Here is a 19,345-nt window from a genome sequence, read left to right on the forward strand (position 1 = left end):
CATCATGGAACAGAATAAAGGTTTTTGGTTCGCTGACTGGTCGTTCCCGATCTTCGTTGGCCTGCTCTCCTCTGGCGTATTTGCCGGAACGCACATGTACTACCTGTACGGTATCGGCGCATTTAACGAAGTCGCTTTTGTGGCGATGCTAAAGGCGGGAATGGACACCGGCTCTTACGGAGCGGTGGCGGCATTTGGCGCAAGCTTCCTGTTTGCCCGCATCATTGAAGGTTCGCTGGTGGGGATTCTGGATATCGGCGGCGCGATTCAGACCGGAGTCGGGTTAGGTGTTCCGGCGCTGTTGCTGGGCGCGGGCATTATCTTCCCGGTCGCCAACTTCGCCGCCTCTCTGGTCACCGGCCTGGTGATTGGCCTGGCGATTGGCTACATCATCATCCTGGCGCGTAAGTTCACCATCAATCAGAGCGATTCAACCTACGGGGCGGACGTCATGATGGGGGCCGGTAACGCCTCTGGCCGCTTCCTCGGGCCATTGATTATCCTCAGCGCGATGACCGCTTCTATCCCTATCGGCATCGGTTCGCTGGCAGGTGCGCTGCTGTTTTACCTGTGGCAAAAACCGATCACCGGCGGGGCGATCCTTGGGGCAATGATCCTCGGTTCAATCTTCCCGATTGCCATTAGCTAACTGTTGATTTGTAGGCCGGATAAGGCGGTTACGCCGCCATCCGGCAAAGGAGAGAGCGATGTTTGATTTACTCCTGCGCCGTGCGCGCCTCGTTGACGATACGGTGAGCGATATTGCGCTGAAAGACGGCAAAATTGCGGCGTTGGGCAACGTTGATGGCCCAGCGCTGAAAACCATTGAGCTCGGCGGCGAGTGCTACGTCAGCGCAGGCTGGATTGATTCCCACGTTCACTGTTACCCGAAATCCCCGATTTATCACGACCAGCCGGACAGCGTCGGTATTGCGACTGGCGTCACCACGGTCGTGGATGCGGGCAGTACCGGGGCGGATGATATCGACGATTTTTACACCTTGACCCGGGAAGCGGCGACTGAAGTGTATGCGCTGCTGAACATCTCCCGTGTTGGGCTTATTGCCCAGAATGAGCTGGCTAACATGGCCAATATTGACGCCGATGCGGTGCGGCAGGCAGTGAAACGCTATCCTGATTTTATCGTCGGCCTGAAGGCACGCATGAGCAGCAGCGTGGTCGGCGAAAACGGCATCACCCCGCTGGATCGTGCCAAAGAGATGCAAAAAGAGAACGGCGATCTGCCGCTGATGGTGCACATCGGCAACAACCCGCCGAATCTCGATGAGATCGCCGAACGCCTGAGTGCGGGCGACATTATTACCCACTGCTACAACGGTAAGCCGAACCGCATTCTGACGCCGCAAGGCGAGCTGCGCGCATCTGTCACGCGGGCGCTGCAACGTGGAGTCCGTCTGGACGTTGGCCACGGCACCGCCAGCCTGAGCTTTGCGGTGGCAAAACGCGCTATCGGTCTTGGCATTTTGCCGCACACCATCAGCTCCGATATTTATTGCCGCAACCGTATCAGCGGTCCTGTGTATTCCCTGGCGAATGTGATGTCGAAATTTCTCGCCATTGGGATGTCGCTCCCGCAGGTCATCGAGTGCGTGACCGCCAATGCCGCTGACGGCCTGCGTCTGAAACAGAAAGGGCGACTGCAGGTTGGTCTGGATGCTGATTTGACCCTCTTTACGCTTAAGCGCCAGCCAACCGTGCTGGTAGATGCAGAAAACGACAGCCTGCAGGCTGAACAACTGCTGGTGCCGCTTGCCGCAATACGTGCGGGCAAGGGCTATATGACCGAACAAGGGAGCGCGGAACATGCCTTCGATTTTTGAGAAATACGATTTAAAACAGGTAATTAACACATCAGGCCGTATGACGGCACTTGGCGTCTCCACGCCGCGACCAGAAGTGGTTCAGGTCGCGATGGCGGGAATGAATCAGTACTTCGAAATGAAAGATCTGGTCAATAAAACCGGCGACTACATCGCGAAATTACTGGAAGTGGAAGGGGCGACCGTCGTTTCCTGCGCGTCGGCGGGAATCGCCCAGTCGGTGGCTGCGGTGCTGGTTAAAGATAGCGACTGGCTGCTGGAAAATCTGCACGTTACGCCCATCGAGAACAACGAAATCGTGCTGCCCAGAGGCCACAACGTCAACTTTGGCGCACCGGTAGGCACTATGGTGGCGCTCGGCGGCGGTAAGCTGGTGGAAGCGGGCTATGCCAATGAATGTTCCGCGGCACAGCTGGCGGCGGCCATTACGCCGCGCACGGCGGCGATTCTTTATATCAAATCTCACCACTGTGTACAGAAAAGTATGCTCAGCGTGGAGCAGGCCGCGGTGGTGGCGCGCACGCATAATCTGCCGCTGATTGTGGACGCAGCGGCGGAAGAAGATTTGCAGTGCTACTACCGCCTTGGTGCGGACCTGGTGATTTACAGCGGCGCAAAGGCGATTGAAGGGCCAACCAGCGGTCTGGTGATCGGCAAAACCCAGTACGTTGAGTGGGTGAAGCGCCAGACGGCGGGGATTGGCCGGGCGATGAAGGTGGGCAAAGAGGGTATTCTTGGCCTGACCTGCGCTATCGAACTGTATCTGAACGCGCAAAAAGAGAGTGGCGCGGAGATGGTCGAGAAAATGACGCCGTTCATTAATGCGCTGAATACCTTTAATGGCGTCAGTGCCCGCGTGGTGTGGGATGGCGCTGGGCGCGACATCGCCCGTACGGAAATTAAGTTTGACGAAGCGGTAACCGGTATCGCCACGGGCGAACTGGTTGAAGCCCTGAAACAAGGCGAGTACGCGATTTACTTCCGTGGTTACAAAGCCAACGAAGGCATTATCGAGGCCGATGTGCGCAGCGTCGATCGCGCGCAACTGGAAATTGTGGCCCGTCGAATTGGTGAAGTGATTTCACAGGAGAAAAACGCATGAAACTGACCCCTAACTTTTATCGCGACCGCGTCTGCCTGAACGTGCTGGCTGGCTCCAAAGAAAATGCGCGGGATATTTACGCGGCAGCGGAAGGACACGTGCTGGTCGGCGTGTTGTCAAAAAATTATCCGGATGTCGCAAGCGCGGTCGCGGATATGCGTGAATACGCAGCGCTTATCGACAATGCGCTCTCCGTGGGATTGGGGGCAGGCGACCCAAACCAGTCGGCGATGGTCAGTGAGATCTCTCGTCAGGTACAGCCGCAGCATGTTAATCAAGTCTTTACCGGTGTGGCAACCAGTCGTGCGCTGTTGGGCCAGCAGGAGACGGTAGTCAACGGTCTGGTCTCGCCAACGGGTACGCCGGGGATGGTGAAAATCTCCACCGGTCCGCTGAGCAGCCAGACATCGGACGGTATTGTACCGGTAGAAACCGCGATTGCGTTGCTCAAAGATATGGGTGGTAGCTCGATTAAATACTTCCCGATGGGCGGCCTGAAATGCCGTGATGAGTACATTGCCGTAGCGCAGGCCTGTGCCCGGCATGACTTCTGGCTGGAGCCTACCGGGGGTATCGATCTGGATAATTTCACTGAAATCCTGCAGATCGCTCTGGATGCCGGAGTGAGCAAAATCATTCCTCACATCTATAGTTCGATTATTGATAAGGTGAGTGGTAACACCCGCCCGGATGACGTGCGCCAGTTGATGGCGATGACCCGGGCTTGCGTAGGCTAACTGACAGATGAGGAGACTGACGTGCGATTCCCCAACCAACGTTTAGCGCAGCTGTTTGGCATGCTGCAAAACGAAGCGCTTCCACAGGACGAGCTGGCGCAGCGGTTGTCGGTTTCCACACGCACCGTACGAGCTGACATCACTGCGCTAAACGCGCTGCTCACCCAGTACGGCGCGCAGTTTGTCCTCAGCCGGGGCAACGGTTATCAGCTCAAAATTGACGATCCGGCAAGTTATCATACCCTGCAAACGCAGCAGCCTGATGGGTTGCTGCGCATCCCGCGAACCAGCCAGGAACGGATACACTGGCTGGTGGTTCGTTTTCTGACGTCGGCCTTCTCGCTAAAGCTTGAAGATTTGGCTGATGAATGGTTTATCAGCCGTGCGACGCTGCAAAACGATATGGCTGAGGTACGTGAACATCTGCAACGTTATCATCTCACGCTGGAAACGCGCCCCCGTCACGGCATGAAGCTGTTTGGCAGCGAGATGGCGATCCGCGCCTGTCTGACCGATCTGCTGTGGACGCTGGCGCAGCAGGATCCGCAGCACCCACTAGTGATGCAAGAGGCGCTGAATGCCGGGATCCCTGAGCAGCTACAGCCCGTTTTACAGGATATTTTTGCTCGTTTTCATATTCGCCTGACCGATGAGGGCGAGCTATTTTTGCGGTTGTACAGCGCAGTAGCGGTACGGCGGATTAGCGAAGGGTATCCATTGCCGGAGTTTGCCGCAGAAGAAACGGATCAATCGGTATGCCTTGCCGCGCGTGAGATTGCGGCGGTCCTGCACCGACTGGCAGACAAACCGCTTTCTGTTTTCGAAGAGAACTGGCTACAGGTGCACATCGCCGCCCGTCAGGTACAAGAGATCGCCCCCAGCGCCATCAATGCGGATGATGACGAAGCGCTGGTTAATTACATCCTGCGTTTTATCAACACGCAGTACAACTACAACCTGTTGAATGACAAACAGTTACATGCCGATCTGCTGACGCATATTAAGACGATGATCACCCGCGTACGTTACCAGATAATGATCCCCAATCCGCTGCTGGAAAATATTAAACAGCACTATCCTATGGCGTGGGATATGACGCTGGCCGCCGTCTCGGGATGGGGGAAATATACGCCATATGCCATCAGTGAAAATGAGATTGGCTTTCTGGTCCTGCATATTGGCGTTGGATTGGAACGTAGTTACAACATCGGTTACCAGAGACAGCCGAAAGTTCTGCTGGTATGCGATGCCGGAAACGCGATGGCGCGGATGATTGAAGCGGTGCTGGCGCGTAAGTATCCGCAGATAGAAATTGTCGATACCGTCACGCTGCGTGACTACGAACAGCGGGAAAGCATTAGCGAAGATTTTGTTATCTCTACCGCGCGGATCGGGGAAAAAGATAAGCCTGTAGCGATGATTGCGCCGTTCCCGACCGATTATCAACTGGAGCAAATTGGCAAACTGGTGCTGGTGGACAGAACTCGTCCGTGGATGCTGAATAAATTTTTCGATGCCGCCCATTTTCGTGTGATCGACGGTCCTATGGATCAACAAACGCTGTTCACCACGCTATGTCGGCAGTTGCAGAATGAAGGCTTTGTCGATGCAGAGTTTCTTGATTCGGTGGTTGAACGTGAGGCCATCGTCAGTACGATGCTGGGCGACGGCATCGCGTTGCCGCACGCCCTCGGTCTGCTGGCAAAGAAAACGGTGGTCTACACTATCCTCGCTCCGCAGGGTATTGCCTGGGGCGATGAAACGGCGCACGTGATCTTCCTCCTCGCCATCAGTAAAAGCGAGTACGAAGAAGCGATGGCGATCTACGATATTTTCGTCACCTTCCTGCGCGAGCGCGCCATGACGCGGCTCTGCGCATGTCAGAATTTCAGCGAGTTCAAAACCGTCGCCATGGAGTGCGTGAGCCGTTTTTGAGAGGTGGATAACAGAACGTTTACCGCCTGAAAATTAACGCAAACGATGTACGACCTGGTTGCTGCTGCCGCGCCAGATTAGCGCCGGGTCTTTGAGATCCAGCACGTATTTGCCATCGACCAGCACGTTGATGAGGTCGACAACCTGCATTTGCGCGGCGTTGAGTTCATCGAGCTTGTAGCCGGTCCACACCCAGATATCTTTCCCAGGGCATTCAGCGCGAATGCGCTGTACCAGTTTCAGGATATCCGGCACGTTTTGCGGATGCAGCGGATCGCCGCCTGAGAGCGAGATCCCCTGGCGCTTGATTCGCGTATCGTTCAGATCGGCAATGATCTTGTCTTCCATCTCTTTGCTAAACGGCTGGCCGGAATTGAGCCGCCAGGTGCTTTTGTTATAGCAGCCGGGGCATTCATGCACGCATCCGGAAACAAACAGCGTACAGCGGGTTCCGGGGCCGTTAACGATGTCGACGGGGTAATATTGGTGAAAGTTCATTTTCGCTTCTCAATTGACGCCATTACTGCGTTGTCTGCGCTCGCTCACCCGGGTCACTTACTTATGTAAGCTCCCCGGGATTCACTTGCTTACCGCCTTGTCCTGGCGCCAATTGCTTTGCGAAAAGCGTCGCATCGCCAGGCAATAATACTGCCGAAATTAACCTATCTGCCCATTACCTAAATGCTTAACGCGGCGCTTCACTTCTTCCTGCTTACCGGCGTTAAACGGACGGGCGTCCGGGCTGCCTAAATAACCGCAGACGCGGCGGGTGACCGACACGCGCGCGGCGTCGTGGTTACCACATTTCGGGCAGGTGAAGCCTTTGCTGGTGCATTCGAACTCACCGGTAAAGCCGCACTCGTAGCATTCATCGATTGGCGTGTTGGTGCCGTAATACGGCACGTGCTGATAGCTGTAATCCCAGACATCTTCCAGCGCTTTCAGGTTGTGCTGAATATTCGGGTATTCGCCGTAGCAAATGAAGCCTCCACTCGCCAGCGGCGGATACGGCGCTTCGAAATCGATCTTGTCGTACGGGTTAACCTTCTTCTCCACGTCGAGGTGGAAGCTGTTGGTGTAGTAACCTTTGTCGGTGACGCCCGGCACCACGCCAAACTCGGCGGTATCCAGACGGCAGAAACGATCGCACAGGTTTTCGCTCGGCGTGCTGTACAGGCTGAAGCCGTAGCCGGTCTCGTTTTTCCACTGATCAACGGCCTTACGCAGACGTTCCACAATGGCGATACCCTTGGCGCGCAGCTCCTCGCTGTCGTACAGATGTTTGTCACCAAACAGCGCGTTAATGGTTTCGTGAATACCGATGTAACCCAGCGAGATAGACGCGCGGCCATTTTTAAAGATTTCTGACACGTCATCGTCCGCTTTCAGACGCACGCCGCAGGCCCCTTCCATATACAGAATTGGCGCCACGCGAGCTTTCACGCCTTCCAGACGCGCAATGCGGGTCATCAGCGCTTTACGCGCCAGCACCAGGCGATCGTCAAGCAGTTTCCAGAAGGTGGCTTCATCACCGTGTGCTTCCAGCGCGATACGCGGCAGGTTGAGGCTGATAACGCCGAGGTTGTTACGCCCGTCGTGAATCTGTTCGCCGTTCTCATTTTCCCACACGCCGAGGAAGCTGCGACAGCCCATCGGTGTTTTGAACGAACCGGTCACTTTCACTACCTGATCGTAGTTCAGGATATCCGGATACATGCGCTTGCTTGCGCACTCCAGCGCAAGCTGTTTGATGTCGTAGTTCGGATCGCCAAACTTATGGTTCAGACCGTCACGAATCGCGAACACCAGTTTCGGGAACACCGCAGTTTTGCGATTTTTACCGAGGCCCGCAATGCGATTACGCAGAATAGATTGCTGGATCAAACGTGATTCCCAGCTGGTTCCCAGACCAAAACCAAAAGTGACGAACGGCGTCTGGCCGTTGGCGGTATGCAAGGTGTTCACTTCATACTCAAGGGACTGGAATGCGTCGTAGCACTCTTTCTCGGTACGAGAATGTGCATAGCCGTCGGCATCCGGGATCTGCCACTCTTCAGCGGTTTTACGATGCTTATTAAAGCTCTCGGTAACGAACGGCGCGAGGACTTCATCAATACGGTTAATGGTGGTGCCGCCATAAATGTGGCTGGCAACCTGCGCGATAATTTGCGCGGTCACGGCGGTCGCGGTAGAGATGGATTTTGGCGGCTCAATCTCCGCGTTACCCATCTTAAAGCCCTGCGTCAGCATGCCTTTGAGGTCGATCAGCATGCAGTTGAACATTGGGAAGAACGGCGAGTAATCGAGGTCGTGATAGTGAATATCACCACGCTCGTGCGCCTGAACCACATCGCGCGGCAGCAGGTGCTGACGTGCATAGTGTTTGGCAACGATACCGGCCAGCAGGTCGCGCTGGGTTGGGATCACTTTACTGTCTTTGTTGGCGTTTTCATTCAGCAGTGCGGAGTTGGTTTGCTCAACCAGACCACGAATTTCCTGGTTCAGACGGCCACGTTTTTCACGCTGGATATCACGGTCGTGGCGATATTCGATGTACGCGCGGGCGAGTTGTTTGTACGGGCCAGACATCAGCTGGTTTTCTACCGCTGTCTGGATCTCGTTGATATCGACCTTGCTGCGCTCATTCATCTGGCTACTAACGACTTCTGCGACGGTGGCACAGTAATCTGCGTCATCGACTCCCGCTGCTTTAGCTGCACGCAGAATGGCTTCTTTGATGCGCTCTGATTTAAACGGCACTTTACAGCCATCTCGTTTCATCACATGCGGTGTCATGATCACTCCATATTTATAAGAACAGGTTATCCACAGAGGTTGGGGAAGCGGACATGGCTTTATTCATCTCTATTGCCAATGACTTCCCGCAATCCTGACCCACTTTATCCACAATTTCTCCGTTAAACGGTGCATTGTAGTTGTAGCAATTGTAGTCGATTAATACAACATGTTGGGTCGGCGTGCATTTTAAGTTCTATATGTAGTGATTTGCATCAAGGATGTTTACGATTTATTTGATGTAGCGCAAAGTAAAAATCGGAGCGTACAGATGACGGGCAGTACAGCGATTGTAAATTGTAGGCAGAAAATTCTGATTAATTATTCAACAAAAACAGTAGGGTAAACGTAGTGTCAGCAGTGAAGCCCGGCAACACTACATGAACCGGGCCTGACGCCAATTGCAAGCTATTTTTGCAACCACCAGACGGCCTCAAAAGGACGCAGTGTCATGTCCCCAGGTTGGCTGGCGACCTCGGCATAGTTGTGCATCAGCACCTGCCAGTTTCCATCGGTCTGGGCTGGCTGCCAGCTCTGAAAGGTATCGCTCAGATTGGCAATGACCAGCAGCCGCTGCCCTTGCCACTCGCGTTGGTAACACCACAGATGCGGGCTGTCCGGTAACAGATCCTGATAGTCGCCCCAGGTAATAACTGGCTCCGCTTTGCGCAATGCGATCAGCTTCTGATAGGTGTAGAACACTGAGTCGGCATTGCTCAGCGCTGCCGCCACGTTGATCTCCACCGCGTTGTCACACAGATTGATCCATGGCTCGCCCTTGGTAAAGCCCGCGTGTTGGCTGGCATCCCACTGCATCGGCGTGCGGCTGTTATCGCGGGATTTACTGGCGAGGATCGCCAGCAATTCGTCGGCATCTCGCCCCTGACCGTTCAGTTCGGCAAACATGTTATGGCTTTCTACATCGCGATAATCGGTAATCTGGCGGAAGTGCGGGTTGGTCATGCCGATCTCTTCACCCTGATAGATATAGGGCGTGCCCTGCATGCCATGCAGCACCATCGCCAGCATTTTAGCTGCTGGGACACGGTATTTACCTTCATCGCCAAAACGCGACACGATGCGTGGCTGGTCGTGGTTACACCAGAACAATGCGTTCCACGCTTGATTATGCATGCCCTGTTGCCAGTGGCGGAACAGAGTTTTCAGCGCCACATAGTCGGGTTTGGCTAACGTCCACTTCTCACCATTGGGGTAATCCACTTTCAGGTGGTGAAAGTTAAAGGTCATCGACAGTTCACTGCCATCGAGCGCGGCGTACTGCTGGCAGTTTTCCAGTGTGGTGGAAGACATCTCGCCCACCGTCATCAGGCCGCGTGGCGTGAAGACGTCGCGGTTCATCTCGCGTAAAAACGCATGCGCGCGCGGGCCATCGGTATAAAAACGCCGCCCATCGCCGTCGGGATCATTCGGGAAGTCCTGATCTTTAGAGATAAGATTCACCACGTCGAGTCGCAAGCCGTCCACGCCGCGATCGGCCCAGAACTCACAGACTTTTTTTAGCTCGGCGCGGACCGCCGGGTTCTCCCAGTTCAGGTCTGCCTGCTCCGGAGCGAAGAGGTGCAGATAATACTGCTCGCTTGCGGCGTGCCAGCTCCAGGCGCTACCGCCAAATTTGGAGCGCCAGTTATTCGGCGGGCTGTCTGGCGTGCCGTCGCGCCAGAGATAAAACTGACGATACGGGCTGTCTTTATCCAGCGCTTCGCGAAACCAGGCGTGCTGGGTTGAGGTGTGGTTAAACACCATATCGAGAATAATACGGATGCCGCGCGCTTTCGCCTGTGCCACCAGTTCGTCAAAGTCTTCCAGCGTACCGTAGGCCGGATCGACAGACAGGTAATCCGCGACGTCGTAGCCGTTATCAACCTGCGGCGAAACATAGAACGGCGTCAGCCAGATGGCATCAACGCCCAGTTTTTGTAGATAGTCGAGACGCTGCGTCACGCCGCGTAAATCGCCGGTGCCGCTGCCGGTGGTATCCTGAAAACTCTTGGGGTAAACCTGATAGATAACGCCGTTTTGCCACCAGTGGGGAATAGTCATGGTTGTTTCCTGGAAATACGTTGGGGCGCAACTGCACCCCGAAGAAAAGTTAGATAATTTGTAATGTGCCCAGACGATATTTTCTCTGGTAAACAAATGAGGTCAGTACCATCGGGATAACAATCGCAATGGCCATCGCCATACCAAATACCTGCCAGTAAGTCGGCTGGATGGAGAGGATGCCCGGCAAACCGCCGACACCAATCCCGTTTGCCAACACACCGTTCAGGCCGCACAGCAGTCCGGCGAGACCAGAGCCGATCATCGCGCACAGCATCGGGAAACGGTATTTCAGGTTGATGCCGTACATTGCCGGTTCAGTGACCCCGAGATAAGCGGAGATGGCAGCAGGGACTGAGATTTCACGTTCATTGTGTTTGCGACTGGAGATAATGATGCCCACCACCGCAGAGGCCTGAGCGATATTCGACAGTGCGATCAGCGGCCATACCGGTGTGCCACCCATGCTCTGAATCATCTGCATGTCGATGGCTAGCGTGGTCTGATGCACGCCGGTGATCACCAACGGGGCGTACAGGAAGCCGAACAACGCCGCGCCGATCGGGGCAAAGCTGCCGGTCAGCAGATGACGGACCGCAAACGCGACACCGTCGCCGATCATGCGACCAAACGGACCGATGAAGGCATGCGCGAGAAACACTGCAAGGATCAGCGAGCACACCGGGACGATCACCAGATACAGATAATCTGGCACGATGCGTTTCATGCGCGTTTCAATAAACCCGAGCGCCAGACCGGCCAGCAACGCTGGAATAACCTGTGCCTGGTAACCCACTTTCTCAATACTGAACAGGCCGAAGTTCCACACTTCCGGCACCTGCTGACCGAGCAAATAGGCGTTCATCAGCTGCGGTGAAACCAGGGTTACGCCCAGCACAATACCGAGGATTGGCGTACCGCCCATTTTCTTCACTGCCGACCAGCAGATCCCGACTGGCAGATAGAAGAAGATTGCTTCGCCAATCAGCCACAGGAAGTCGTAAAGGGTTTTCAGCGAAGGATGCATCTGTGCCAGCGTCTGGCCGTTGCTCATGGGCAGATCGCCGATCACGTTACGAAAACCTAAGATCAAGCCGCCGCTAATCAGCGCGGGCAGCAGCGGGAAGAAGATCTCCGCAAAATGAGAAATCAGCTGTTCGTGCCATTTCATATTCTGCCGCGCCGCTTTTTTCGCCTGCTCTTTGTCGGCGCTGGCTTGTCCGGTAGTCGCCAACAGCGCTTTGTAGTAATCGCCCACCTCGGTGCCAATCACCACCTGAAACTGTCCGGCGTTGGTGAAGCAGCCTTTGACCATCGGTAACTGTTCGATCTCTTTCGGCCTGGCGTTAGCAGGCTGATTCAGCACAAAACGCAGGCGAGTAATGCAGTGACTCACCGTGGCGATATTGTCGCGCCCGCCTACCAGCTCAATCAGCCGGTCGATGTCTGCTTGTTTAATTTTGCTCATTATTAAGCCCTATTGTTGACCTGCCGCCAGAGTATATCGTCGATGAAAATTTAAAAATGGGAACGTTCCCGAAACGCAGCGAAGATCACAAATTGACGCTCAGAAAGCAATCAGGAGAGGCTGGAGGGAATAACGATTTGTCGTGGTTCGCTACGGCCGTTGATCTGCTCGATCAGCTGTGAGGCCGCTTGTCGTCCGGCTTCGGCGTATCCTGGATCGACGGTGATAATTTCCGGATGGAGGAATTTCATCAGCGGCGTGCTGCCCACGCTTGCCAATTGCAGGTTCTCAATTCGCTGCTCCTGCAGGTATTTGCTGACCCCAAGGGCGAGGGTGTCTGTCGCGCAGACTAATGCGGTGGTTTCCGGGGTGATAACACTGGCGGCCTGCTCATAACCCTGCTTCATGGCCAGACCCGGCAGCGCGGCGACGGGGTGCAATTTATGTTTCTTACAGAATGCCAGATAGGCTTCATGGCGGCGCTTCCCGGTGGTCACGTCGCTATGGGGAACGCCAAGAAAGCTGATCTGGCGATGCTCGCGATCGTACAGACGTTGCATCAGGGTAAGAATGGCGCCCTCATCGTCATAGCAGACGGAGGCAATGCCTTTGGCATCTCTTGCCAGCAGCACCAGAGAATCTTGCCAGGTGGCGAGCATGGATTCAGTAATGCCGGTAAAACCAAACAGCACCACGCCGTCAATATTACGGCGTCTGAGCATACCCAGATGTTCCTCTACCAGCTCAGGCGAGAACTGACTTTCCATCATGATCGGGTCGTAACCCTGCTCATAAAAGGCGGGCAGCATGGTTTGGACGGCGAGATTTTCCGAAAGTGAGTCCAGACGCGTGACGATAATCGCCACCACTTTGTCACTTTGTCCGCGCATGGCGCGTGCGGAGCGGGAAGGAGAGAATCCGTGCTGATTCATCACGGCTTCAACGCGTTCGCGGGTGCGTTCGCTCACGCCGCTTTCGTTGTTGAGAACGCGGGAAACGGTTGATTTTCCCACGCCGCTTAAGCGGGCGATGTCTTTAATTGTCAGCCGGTTTTGCATCCTGTTTTCCCGTGTTGCGTGCGAAGTTATGCCAAAGAGAGAATAACTTTACTCACGCGCAGTGCAATGGGCAAAGTCTGGTATACGTTTGGTTTAGTTTCCATGGTTTATCATACCGCCATAATTGCCACAAACCTTATGGTTTTCTGCGTATAATCCGCGGCGCAAATCATTCACTTACCGGAGGCTATATGGATCCCGATCCCACCCCTCTCCCTAAAAGGAGAAACAACCCTTTCCGGTAAGCCTGTCTTTCACTGTCTTACCGGAACAGTAAGACAGTGACGTTCTGACGTCCCTGTTACGATTATTAGATTGCCATCAGGCAAGGATTTGCCACGCCTGAAGGATTTACTGCCCTGTTTATACGGGGGCAGAGGGACTGCCTATGTTCAAAAATATTACTCGCCAGCTGTTTGCCCGGCTAAACCGCCATTTACCGTATCGTTTGGTGCATCGCGATCCGCTACCCAATGCGCAGACCGTTGCCAGCACGCCGATCCCGCCTTCGCTGAGCGAACATTGCCTGAAAATGGCGCTGATGGACGAAGAAGCGTTGTGGAAAACGTTCGGCACGCACCCGGAAGGGTTGAACGCTGCAGAAGTGGAAAACGCTCGCGAGTTACATGGCGAGAACCAGCTACCGGCGCAGAAGCCGTCGCCATGGTGGGTACATCTGTGGGTCTGCTACCGCAACCCGTTTAATATTCTGCTGACTATCCTCGGTGCGATTTCCTATGCCACCGAGGATCTGTTTGCTGCGGGCGTCATCGCGCTGATGGTTATCATCTCCACGCTGCTGAATTTTGTGCAGGAAGCGCGTTCCACCAAAGCGGCGGATGCGTTGAAAGCAATGGTCAGTAACACCGCGACGGTGCTACGCGTCATCAACGAGAAAGGGGAGAACGGCTGGGTTGAACTGCCGATCGACCAGCTGGTTCCTGGTGATATTATCAAACTGGCAGCAGGGGATATGATCCCAGCCGATCTGCGTGTGGTGCAGGCTCGTGATCTGTTTGTGGCACAGGCTTCGCTGACCGGCGAATCGCTGCCGGTGGAGAAAGTCGCCACCAGCCGCGACCCGCAGCAAAGCAACCCGCTGGAATGCGATACCCTGTGCTTTATGGGCACTAACGTGGTGAGCGGTACGGCGCAGGCCGTCGTGATTGCGACCGGAGCTAATACCTGGTTCGGGCAACTGGCGGGCCGCGTCAGCGAGCAAGAAAGCGAGCAGAATGCCTTCCAGAAAGGGATCAGCCGCGTCAGTATGCTGCTGATCCGCTTTATGCTGGTGATGGCGCCGATTGTGCTGATCATCAACGGTTATACCAAAGGCGATTGGTGGGAAGCGGCGCTGTTTGCGCTGTCTGTGGCGGTGGGACTGACCCCAGAGATGTTGCCGATGATCGTCACCTCAACGCTGGCACGCGGGGCGGTGAAGCTGTCAAAACAAAAGGTCATCGTCAAACACCTCGACGCCATCCAGAATTTTGGTGCGATGGATATTCTGTGTACCGATAAAACCGGCACGCTGACGCAAGATAAAATTGTGCTGGAGAATCATACCGATATCTCCGGCAAGCCCAGTGAACACGTCCTGCATTCTGCGTGGCTGAACAGCCATTACCAGACCGGGCTGAAGAATCTGCTGGATACGGCGGTGCTGGAAGGCGTGGACGAAGAATCCGCCCGCCGTCTCTCTACCCGCTGGCAAAAAATCGACGAGATCCCGTTTGATTTCGAACGCCGCCGCATGTCGGTGGTGGTCGCTGAAGAAACCGATGTACATCAACTGGTGTGTAAAGGCGCGCTGCAGGAGATCCTTAGCGTCTGCACCCAGGTACGCCACAATGGTGAGATTGTTCCGTTAGACGACAACATGCTGCGTCGGGTGAAACGCGTCACGGACACGCTGAACCGTCAGGGGCTGCGCGTAGTGGCGGTGGCAACGAAGTATCTGCCCGCGCGTGAGGGCGATTACCAGCGTATTGATGAATCCGATCTGATCCTCGAAGGCTATATCGCGTTCCTCGATCCGCCGAAAGAGACCACCGCACCGGCGCTTAAAGCGCTGAAAGCCAGCGGTATTACGGTGAAAATCCTCACCGGCGATAGCGAGCTGGTGGCGGCGAAAGTGTGTCATGAAGTGGGACTGGATGCGGGCGATGTGGTGATTGGCAGCAGCATTGAAGGGTTAAGCGATGACGAACTGGCAAAACTGGCCCAGCGCACCACGCTGTTTGCCCGCCTGACGCCAATGCACAAAGAGCGCATTGTTACGCTGCTCAAGCGTGAAGGTCATGTGGTCGGCTTTATGGGGGATGGCATTAACGACGCTCCGGCGCTGCGCGCGGCGGACATCGGTATCTCTGTTGATGGCGCGGTCGATATTGCGCGTGAAGCGGCAGATATTATCCTGCTGGAAAAGAGCCTGATGGTGCTGGAAGAAGGGGTGATCGAAGGACGCCGTACCTTTTCTAACATGTTGAAGTACATCAAAATGACCGCCAGTTCTAACTTCGGTAACGTATTTAGTGTGCTGGTGGCGAGTGCCTTTTTACCGTTCCTGCCAATGTTGCCGCTGCACTTACTGATTCAGAACCTGCTGTACGATGTATCCCAGGTGGCGATTCCGTTTGATAACGTTGACGAAGAGCAGATCAAAAAGCCACAGCGCTGGAATCCCGCCGATCTGGGCCGCTTTATGCTCTTCTTTGGGCCGATCAGCTCCATTTTCGACATTCTGACATTTTGCCTGATGTGGTTCGTCTTCCATGCGAATACGCCAGAACATCAGACGTTGTTCCAGTCGGGCTGGTTCGTGGTGGGGCTGCTGTCGCAAACGCTGATTGTGCATATGATCCGTACCCGTCGCGTGCCGTTTATCCAAAGCCGCGCCGCATGGCCGCTGATGCTGATGACGCTGGTGGTGATGGTGGTGGGTATTGCATTGCCATTCTCGCCGCTGGCCAGCTACCTGCAATTGCAGGCGCTGCCGCTGAGCTACTTCCCGTGGCTGATTGCGATTCTGGCGGGTTACATGACATTGACCCAATTAGTGAAAGGTTTTTATAGCCGCCGCTACGGCTGGCAGTAATCCTCAACATCTCTGCAGGATGGTGTTAATACCATCCTGCATTTCACTTTTTCATTCGAAAGATATTCTCCCGAAATATTGGTGTTTTATTTTTATTGAAATGCTAACGCGGGTTGTTAGTATCAAATCGCCATCCTTGCGTTGTTTATTTATCAATAAAACGATCTGCATTGCAAAAATGAAACAGTGTGCTAAAAATTTTAAGTGTCTGCGATTTTTTGTGAACGTAGTCATCGAAATAAATTGTTACACCAGTTAGTCTGCGCAGGTAACGTCGGTAAGAAAGTTTCTCGCTGCCCGTTTTTAATTCCGGCAGTCATTTGCTCTGCAAGCTATTCCTGTTAATGGATATTATGAACTTCTGGAGAAGGACAAATGAAACTGACAAAAAACCTGTTAAGTCTGTGTATTGGCGCGTCTGTATTACTGGCGAGTCATGCAACGCTGGCACAAACCTTTCGCGCCGCAGATGTGCATCCGGCTGATTACCCGAACGTTGTTGCCGTGAAACATATGGGGGAAAAACTTAGCGCTGCCACCGACGGTCGTTTGGAGATTAAAACCTTTCCCGGTGGCGTGTTAGGCGACGAAAAGCAGATGATTGAGCAGGCGCAATTAGGTGCTATCGATATTATTCGTGTCTCAATGACGCCAGTCGCCGCTATTCTCCCTGAAATTAACGTGTTTACCCTGCCATACATTTTCCGTGATGAAGACCATCTGCATAAGGTTCTCGACGGCATGATTGGTCAGGAGATTGGCGACCGCCTGACGGCCAACACCAAATCGCGGCTGGTGTTCCTCGGCTGGATGGATGCCGGAACGCGCAACCTGATCACCAAAAATCCGGTGGTGAAACCGGAAGATTTACACGGTATGAAAATCCGTGTTCAAGGGAGTCCGATAGCGCTGGATACCCTGAAAGCGATGGGCGCTAATTCCGTTGTCATGGGCGTTAGTGAAGTATTTAGCGGTATGCAGACCGGCGTTATTGATGGCACGGAAAATAACCCGCCAACGTTTGTTGCGCATAACTATTTGCCGGTCGTGAAAAACTATACCTGGAGCAAACACTTTATTATTCCTGAGCTTTTTCTGTTCTCGAAAGCCAAATGGGATAAGTTGAAAAAAGAAGACCAGGACCTCATTATTAAACTCGCCAAAGAAGCACAGGTAGAGCAACGAAAACTTTGGCAGGATTATAATGCGAAATCGCTGGAGACCATGAAAGCCAATGGCGTTCAGTTCCACGATATTGATACGGACTATTTCTATAAAGCCACGCAGTCAGTGCGGGATAATTACGGTAAAGACCACCAGGATTTGATCAAACGAATTCAGGATGTGAAGTAATTCATCAGGTGGAGGATATCAACCCTCTGCCTGAATCTTTTGATTAATTCGAGGTGATGATTATGGGTGAATGCTATTCATCGGTAATGGATTTTCTTTATCGGGTGTCAATGTGGATTGCCGGTATCGCATTATTGGTCATGGTCGCCATTATCCCCATTGGTATATTCGCGCGTTATGTTCTGAATAACGCCCTGTCATGGCCTGAACCCGTCGCTATTCTGTGTATGGTGACATTCACCTTTATTGGCGCGGCGGTGAGCTATCGTGCAGGCTCGCATATTGCGGTAAGTATGGTGATTGACCGTCTGGGTGAGGCTTCCCGCCGTTATTGCTCGGTAATCGCTGACGTTATGTTAGTGGCGATAAGCCTTTTTATCCTCTGGTACGGAACCAATCTCTGTCTTGAACTGTGGGGCCAGCCCGTGGCCGAATTCCCGCTTTTAAGCGCCGGGCAAAACTACCTTCCATTGCCGCTTGGCTCTGCCATAACGCTGCTGTTTATCGCAGAAAAGATTTTCCGTGGTCCGCAATACCAACGTCCTGTTGTCATGCTGGGATCGACCAGCTAGTTACCGCCCCCATTTCAGAAAGGAAAGCAGATGGATGCATTTATTCTCGTCTTTACGCTCGGCATTATGCTGGCAATTGGGGTACCGGTAGCGTATGCGGTTGGCATTAGCGCCATCATTGGGGCCTGGTACATAGATATTCCGCTGGAAGCGGTAATGATCCAACTGACCAGCGGGGTGAATAAGTTTTCGCTGCTGGCGATCCCATTCTTTATTCTGGCTGGGGCTATTATGGCCGAAGGGGGAATTGCGCGGCGACTGGTGAACTTTGCCTATATTTTTGTTGGCTTTATTCGCGGCGGACTGTCGCTGGTAAACATTGTGGCATCAACCTTTTTTGGCGCTATTTCTGGATCGTCTGTAGCTGATACCGCATCCATTGGTTCGGTAATGATCCCGGAAATGGATAAAAAAGGTTATCCGCGCGACTTTGCCGCGGCGGTAACGGCCAGTGGTTCGGTGCAGGCGATTCTTACGCCGCCCAGCCATAACTCGGTTATCTATTCGCTGGCTACAGGCGGCACGGTGTCGATTGCCGCACTGTTCATCGCCGGGATCCTGCCGGGCCTGCTGTTAAGCCTCAGCCTGATGGTGATGTGCGTGGCTTTTGCGCACAAGCGCGGTTATCCAAAAGGGGAACGCGTACCGTTTCGCCAGGCGCTGAAGATTTTCGTCGATACGCTGTGGGGCCTGATGACGGTTGTGATCATCATGGGCGGCATTTTGTCAGGTATCTTTACCGCGACGGAGTCTGCGGCGATTGCCTGTCTTTGGGCCTTCTTTGTCACCATGTTTATCTATCGTGACTATAAATGGTCTGAGCTGCCGAAGCTGATGTTCCGCACGGTGAAAACGGTCACCATCGTCATGATCCTGATAGGCTTTGCCGCCGCGTTTGGGGCCGTCATGACCTATATGCAGTTGCCGATGCGTATCACTGAAGCCTTCACCAGTATTTCGGACAACAAATACGTCATTCTGATGTGCATTAACATCATGCTGCTGCTGATCGGTACGCTGATGGACATGGCGCCGCTGATCCTGATCCTGACGCCGGTGCTACTACCGGTGACCAACGCGCTCGGCATTGATCCGGTCCATTTTGGCATGATCATGCTGGTGAACTTAGGGATTGGCCTGATTACGCCACCGGTAGGGTCGGTGCTGTTTGTGGCCAGTGCGGTGAGTAAGCAGAAAATAGAGCAGGTGGTAAAGGCGATGCTGCCATTCTACCTCGTGCTATTCCTGGTGCTGATGCTCGTGACATACATTCCGGCGATTTCGCTATTCCTGCCGAAACTGTTTGGTGTAATGTGATAAATGCC

15 protein-coding genes are annotated in these 19,345 nt (G+C 53.9%); 10 read left to right on the forward strand and 5 right to left on the reverse strand.

The window, feature by feature from the left end:
* The first annotated feature begins 4 nt into the window (after positions 1-4).
* Genes ACU8YC_RS13035 through ACU8YC_RS13055 form a run of 5 tightly spaced genes read left to right on the forward strand, consistent with a single transcriptional unit; the run spans position 5 to position 5,615 of the window.
* Positions 5-649 carry a DUF4310 family protein gene (locus tag ACU8YC_RS13035; protein WP_003830379.1) on the forward strand — a complete coding sequence of 215 codons (645 nt, stop codon included), beginning with the start codon at positions 5-7 and terminating at the stop codon, positions 647-649.
* A gap of 58 nt (positions 650-707) precedes the next feature.
* Complete coding sequence (locus ACU8YC_RS13040; protein WP_151217423.1) at positions 708-1,841, forward strand: amidohydrolase/deacetylase family metallohydrolase; 1,134 nt, start codon at positions 708-710, stop codon at positions 1,839-1,841.
* Positions 1,825-2,943, forward strand: a complete 1,119-nt coding sequence (locus ACU8YC_RS13045) for a DgaE family pyridoxal phosphate-dependent ammonia lyase (RefSeq protein ID WP_151217425.1) — start codon at positions 1,825-1,827, stop codon at positions 2,941-2,943. Before ACU8YC_RS13040 ends, ACU8YC_RS13045 begins: the two co-directional genes overlap by 17 nt.
* Positions 2,940-3,680: a 2-dehydro-3-deoxy-phosphogluconate aldolase gene (gene dagF / locus ACU8YC_RS13050; protein ID WP_151217427.1), complete on the forward strand. Its 741-nt coding sequence runs from the start codon at positions 2,940-2,942 to the stop codon at positions 3,678-3,680. The genes ACU8YC_RS13045 and dagF overlap by 4 nt, the downstream gene beginning before the upstream one ends.
* Positions 3,681-3,701: 21 nt before the next feature.
* Positions 3,702-5,615 carry a BglG family transcription antiterminator gene (locus ACU8YC_RS13055; protein WP_151217429.1) on the forward strand — a complete coding sequence of 638 codons (1,914 nt, stop codon included), beginning with the start codon at positions 3,702-3,704 and terminating at the stop codon, positions 5,613-5,615.
* A 33-nt stretch (positions 5,616-5,648) separates the two neighbouring features.
* On the opposite strand, the gene nrdG is transcribed toward ACU8YC_RS13055, so the two are convergent.
* The 5 genes from nrdG to treR form a co-directional block, all read right to left on the reverse strand.
* Complete coding sequence (nrdG, locus tag ACU8YC_RS13060; RefSeq protein WP_151217431.1) at positions 5,649-6,113, reverse strand: anaerobic ribonucleoside-triphosphate reductase-activating protein; 465 nt, start codon at positions 6,111-6,113, stop codon at positions 5,649-5,651.
* A gap of 159 nt (positions 6,114-6,272) precedes the next feature.
* On the reverse strand, positions 6,273-8,411 hold the full coding sequence (gene nrdD, locus ACU8YC_RS13065) for an anaerobic ribonucleoside-triphosphate reductase (protein WP_151217433.1): 2,139 nt from the start codon (positions 8,409-8,411) through the stop codon (positions 6,273-6,275).
* A gap of 408 nt (positions 8,412-8,819) precedes the next feature.
* On the reverse strand, positions 8,820-10,472 hold the full coding sequence (gene treC, locus ACU8YC_RS13070; protein WP_446895415.1) for an alpha,alpha-phosphotrehalase: 1,653 nt from the start codon (positions 10,470-10,472) through the stop codon (positions 8,820-8,822).
* A gap of 49 nt (positions 10,473-10,521) precedes the next feature.
* Positions 10,522-11,940 (reverse strand): PTS trehalose transporter subunit IIBC, encoded by a 1,419-nt coding sequence (treB, locus tag ACU8YC_RS13075; protein ID WP_005134195.1) that lies wholly within the window; start codon positions 11,938-11,940, stop codon positions 10,522-10,524.
* Positions 11,941-12,050: 110 nt separating this feature from the next.
* On the reverse strand, positions 12,051-12,998 hold the full coding sequence (gene treR, locus ACU8YC_RS13080; protein WP_151217438.1) for a trehalose operon repressor TreR: 948 nt from the start codon (positions 12,996-12,998) through the stop codon (positions 12,051-12,053).
* A gap of 191 nt (positions 12,999-13,189) precedes the next feature.
* Here treR and mgtL point away from each other — a divergent pair, with 191 nt between their 5' ends.
* The 5 genes from mgtL to ACU8YC_RS13105 all read left to right on the forward strand — a co-directional run bounded on the left by mgtL (position 13,190) and on the right by ACU8YC_RS13105 (position 19,337).
* On the forward strand, positions 13,190-13,243 hold the full coding sequence (mgtL, locus tag ACU8YC_RS13085) for a mgtA regulatory leader peptide MgtL (RefSeq protein ID WP_353655333.1): 54 nt from the start codon (positions 13,190-13,192) through the stop codon (positions 13,241-13,243).
* Positions 13,244-13,386: 143 nt separating this feature from the next.
* Positions 13,387-16,095, forward strand: a complete 2,709-nt coding sequence (mgtA, locus tag ACU8YC_RS13090) for a magnesium-translocating P-type ATPase (protein ID WP_151217440.1) — start codon at positions 13,387-13,389, stop codon at positions 16,093-16,095.
* A 375-nt stretch (positions 16,096-16,470) separates the two neighbouring features.
* Positions 16,471-17,448, forward strand: coding sequence for a TRAP transporter substrate-binding protein (locus tag ACU8YC_RS13095; RefSeq protein WP_048212839.1), 978 nt, complete (start codon positions 16,471-16,473; stop codon positions 17,446-17,448).
* 62 nt (positions 17,449-17,510) lie between these two features.
* Positions 17,511-18,020 (forward strand): TRAP transporter small permease, encoded by a 510-nt coding sequence (locus tag ACU8YC_RS13100; protein WP_151217442.1) that lies wholly within the window; start codon positions 17,511-17,513, stop codon positions 18,018-18,020.
* A gap of 30 nt (positions 18,021-18,050) precedes the next feature.
* Complete coding sequence (locus ACU8YC_RS13105; RefSeq protein ID WP_003830349.1) at positions 18,051-19,337, forward strand: TRAP transporter large permease; 1,287 nt, start codon at positions 18,051-18,053, stop codon at positions 19,335-19,337.
* The last annotated feature ends 8 nt before the right edge of the window (positions 19,338-19,345 follow it).

This window comes from Citrobacter sp. VF227 (genome assembly GCF_052950715.1).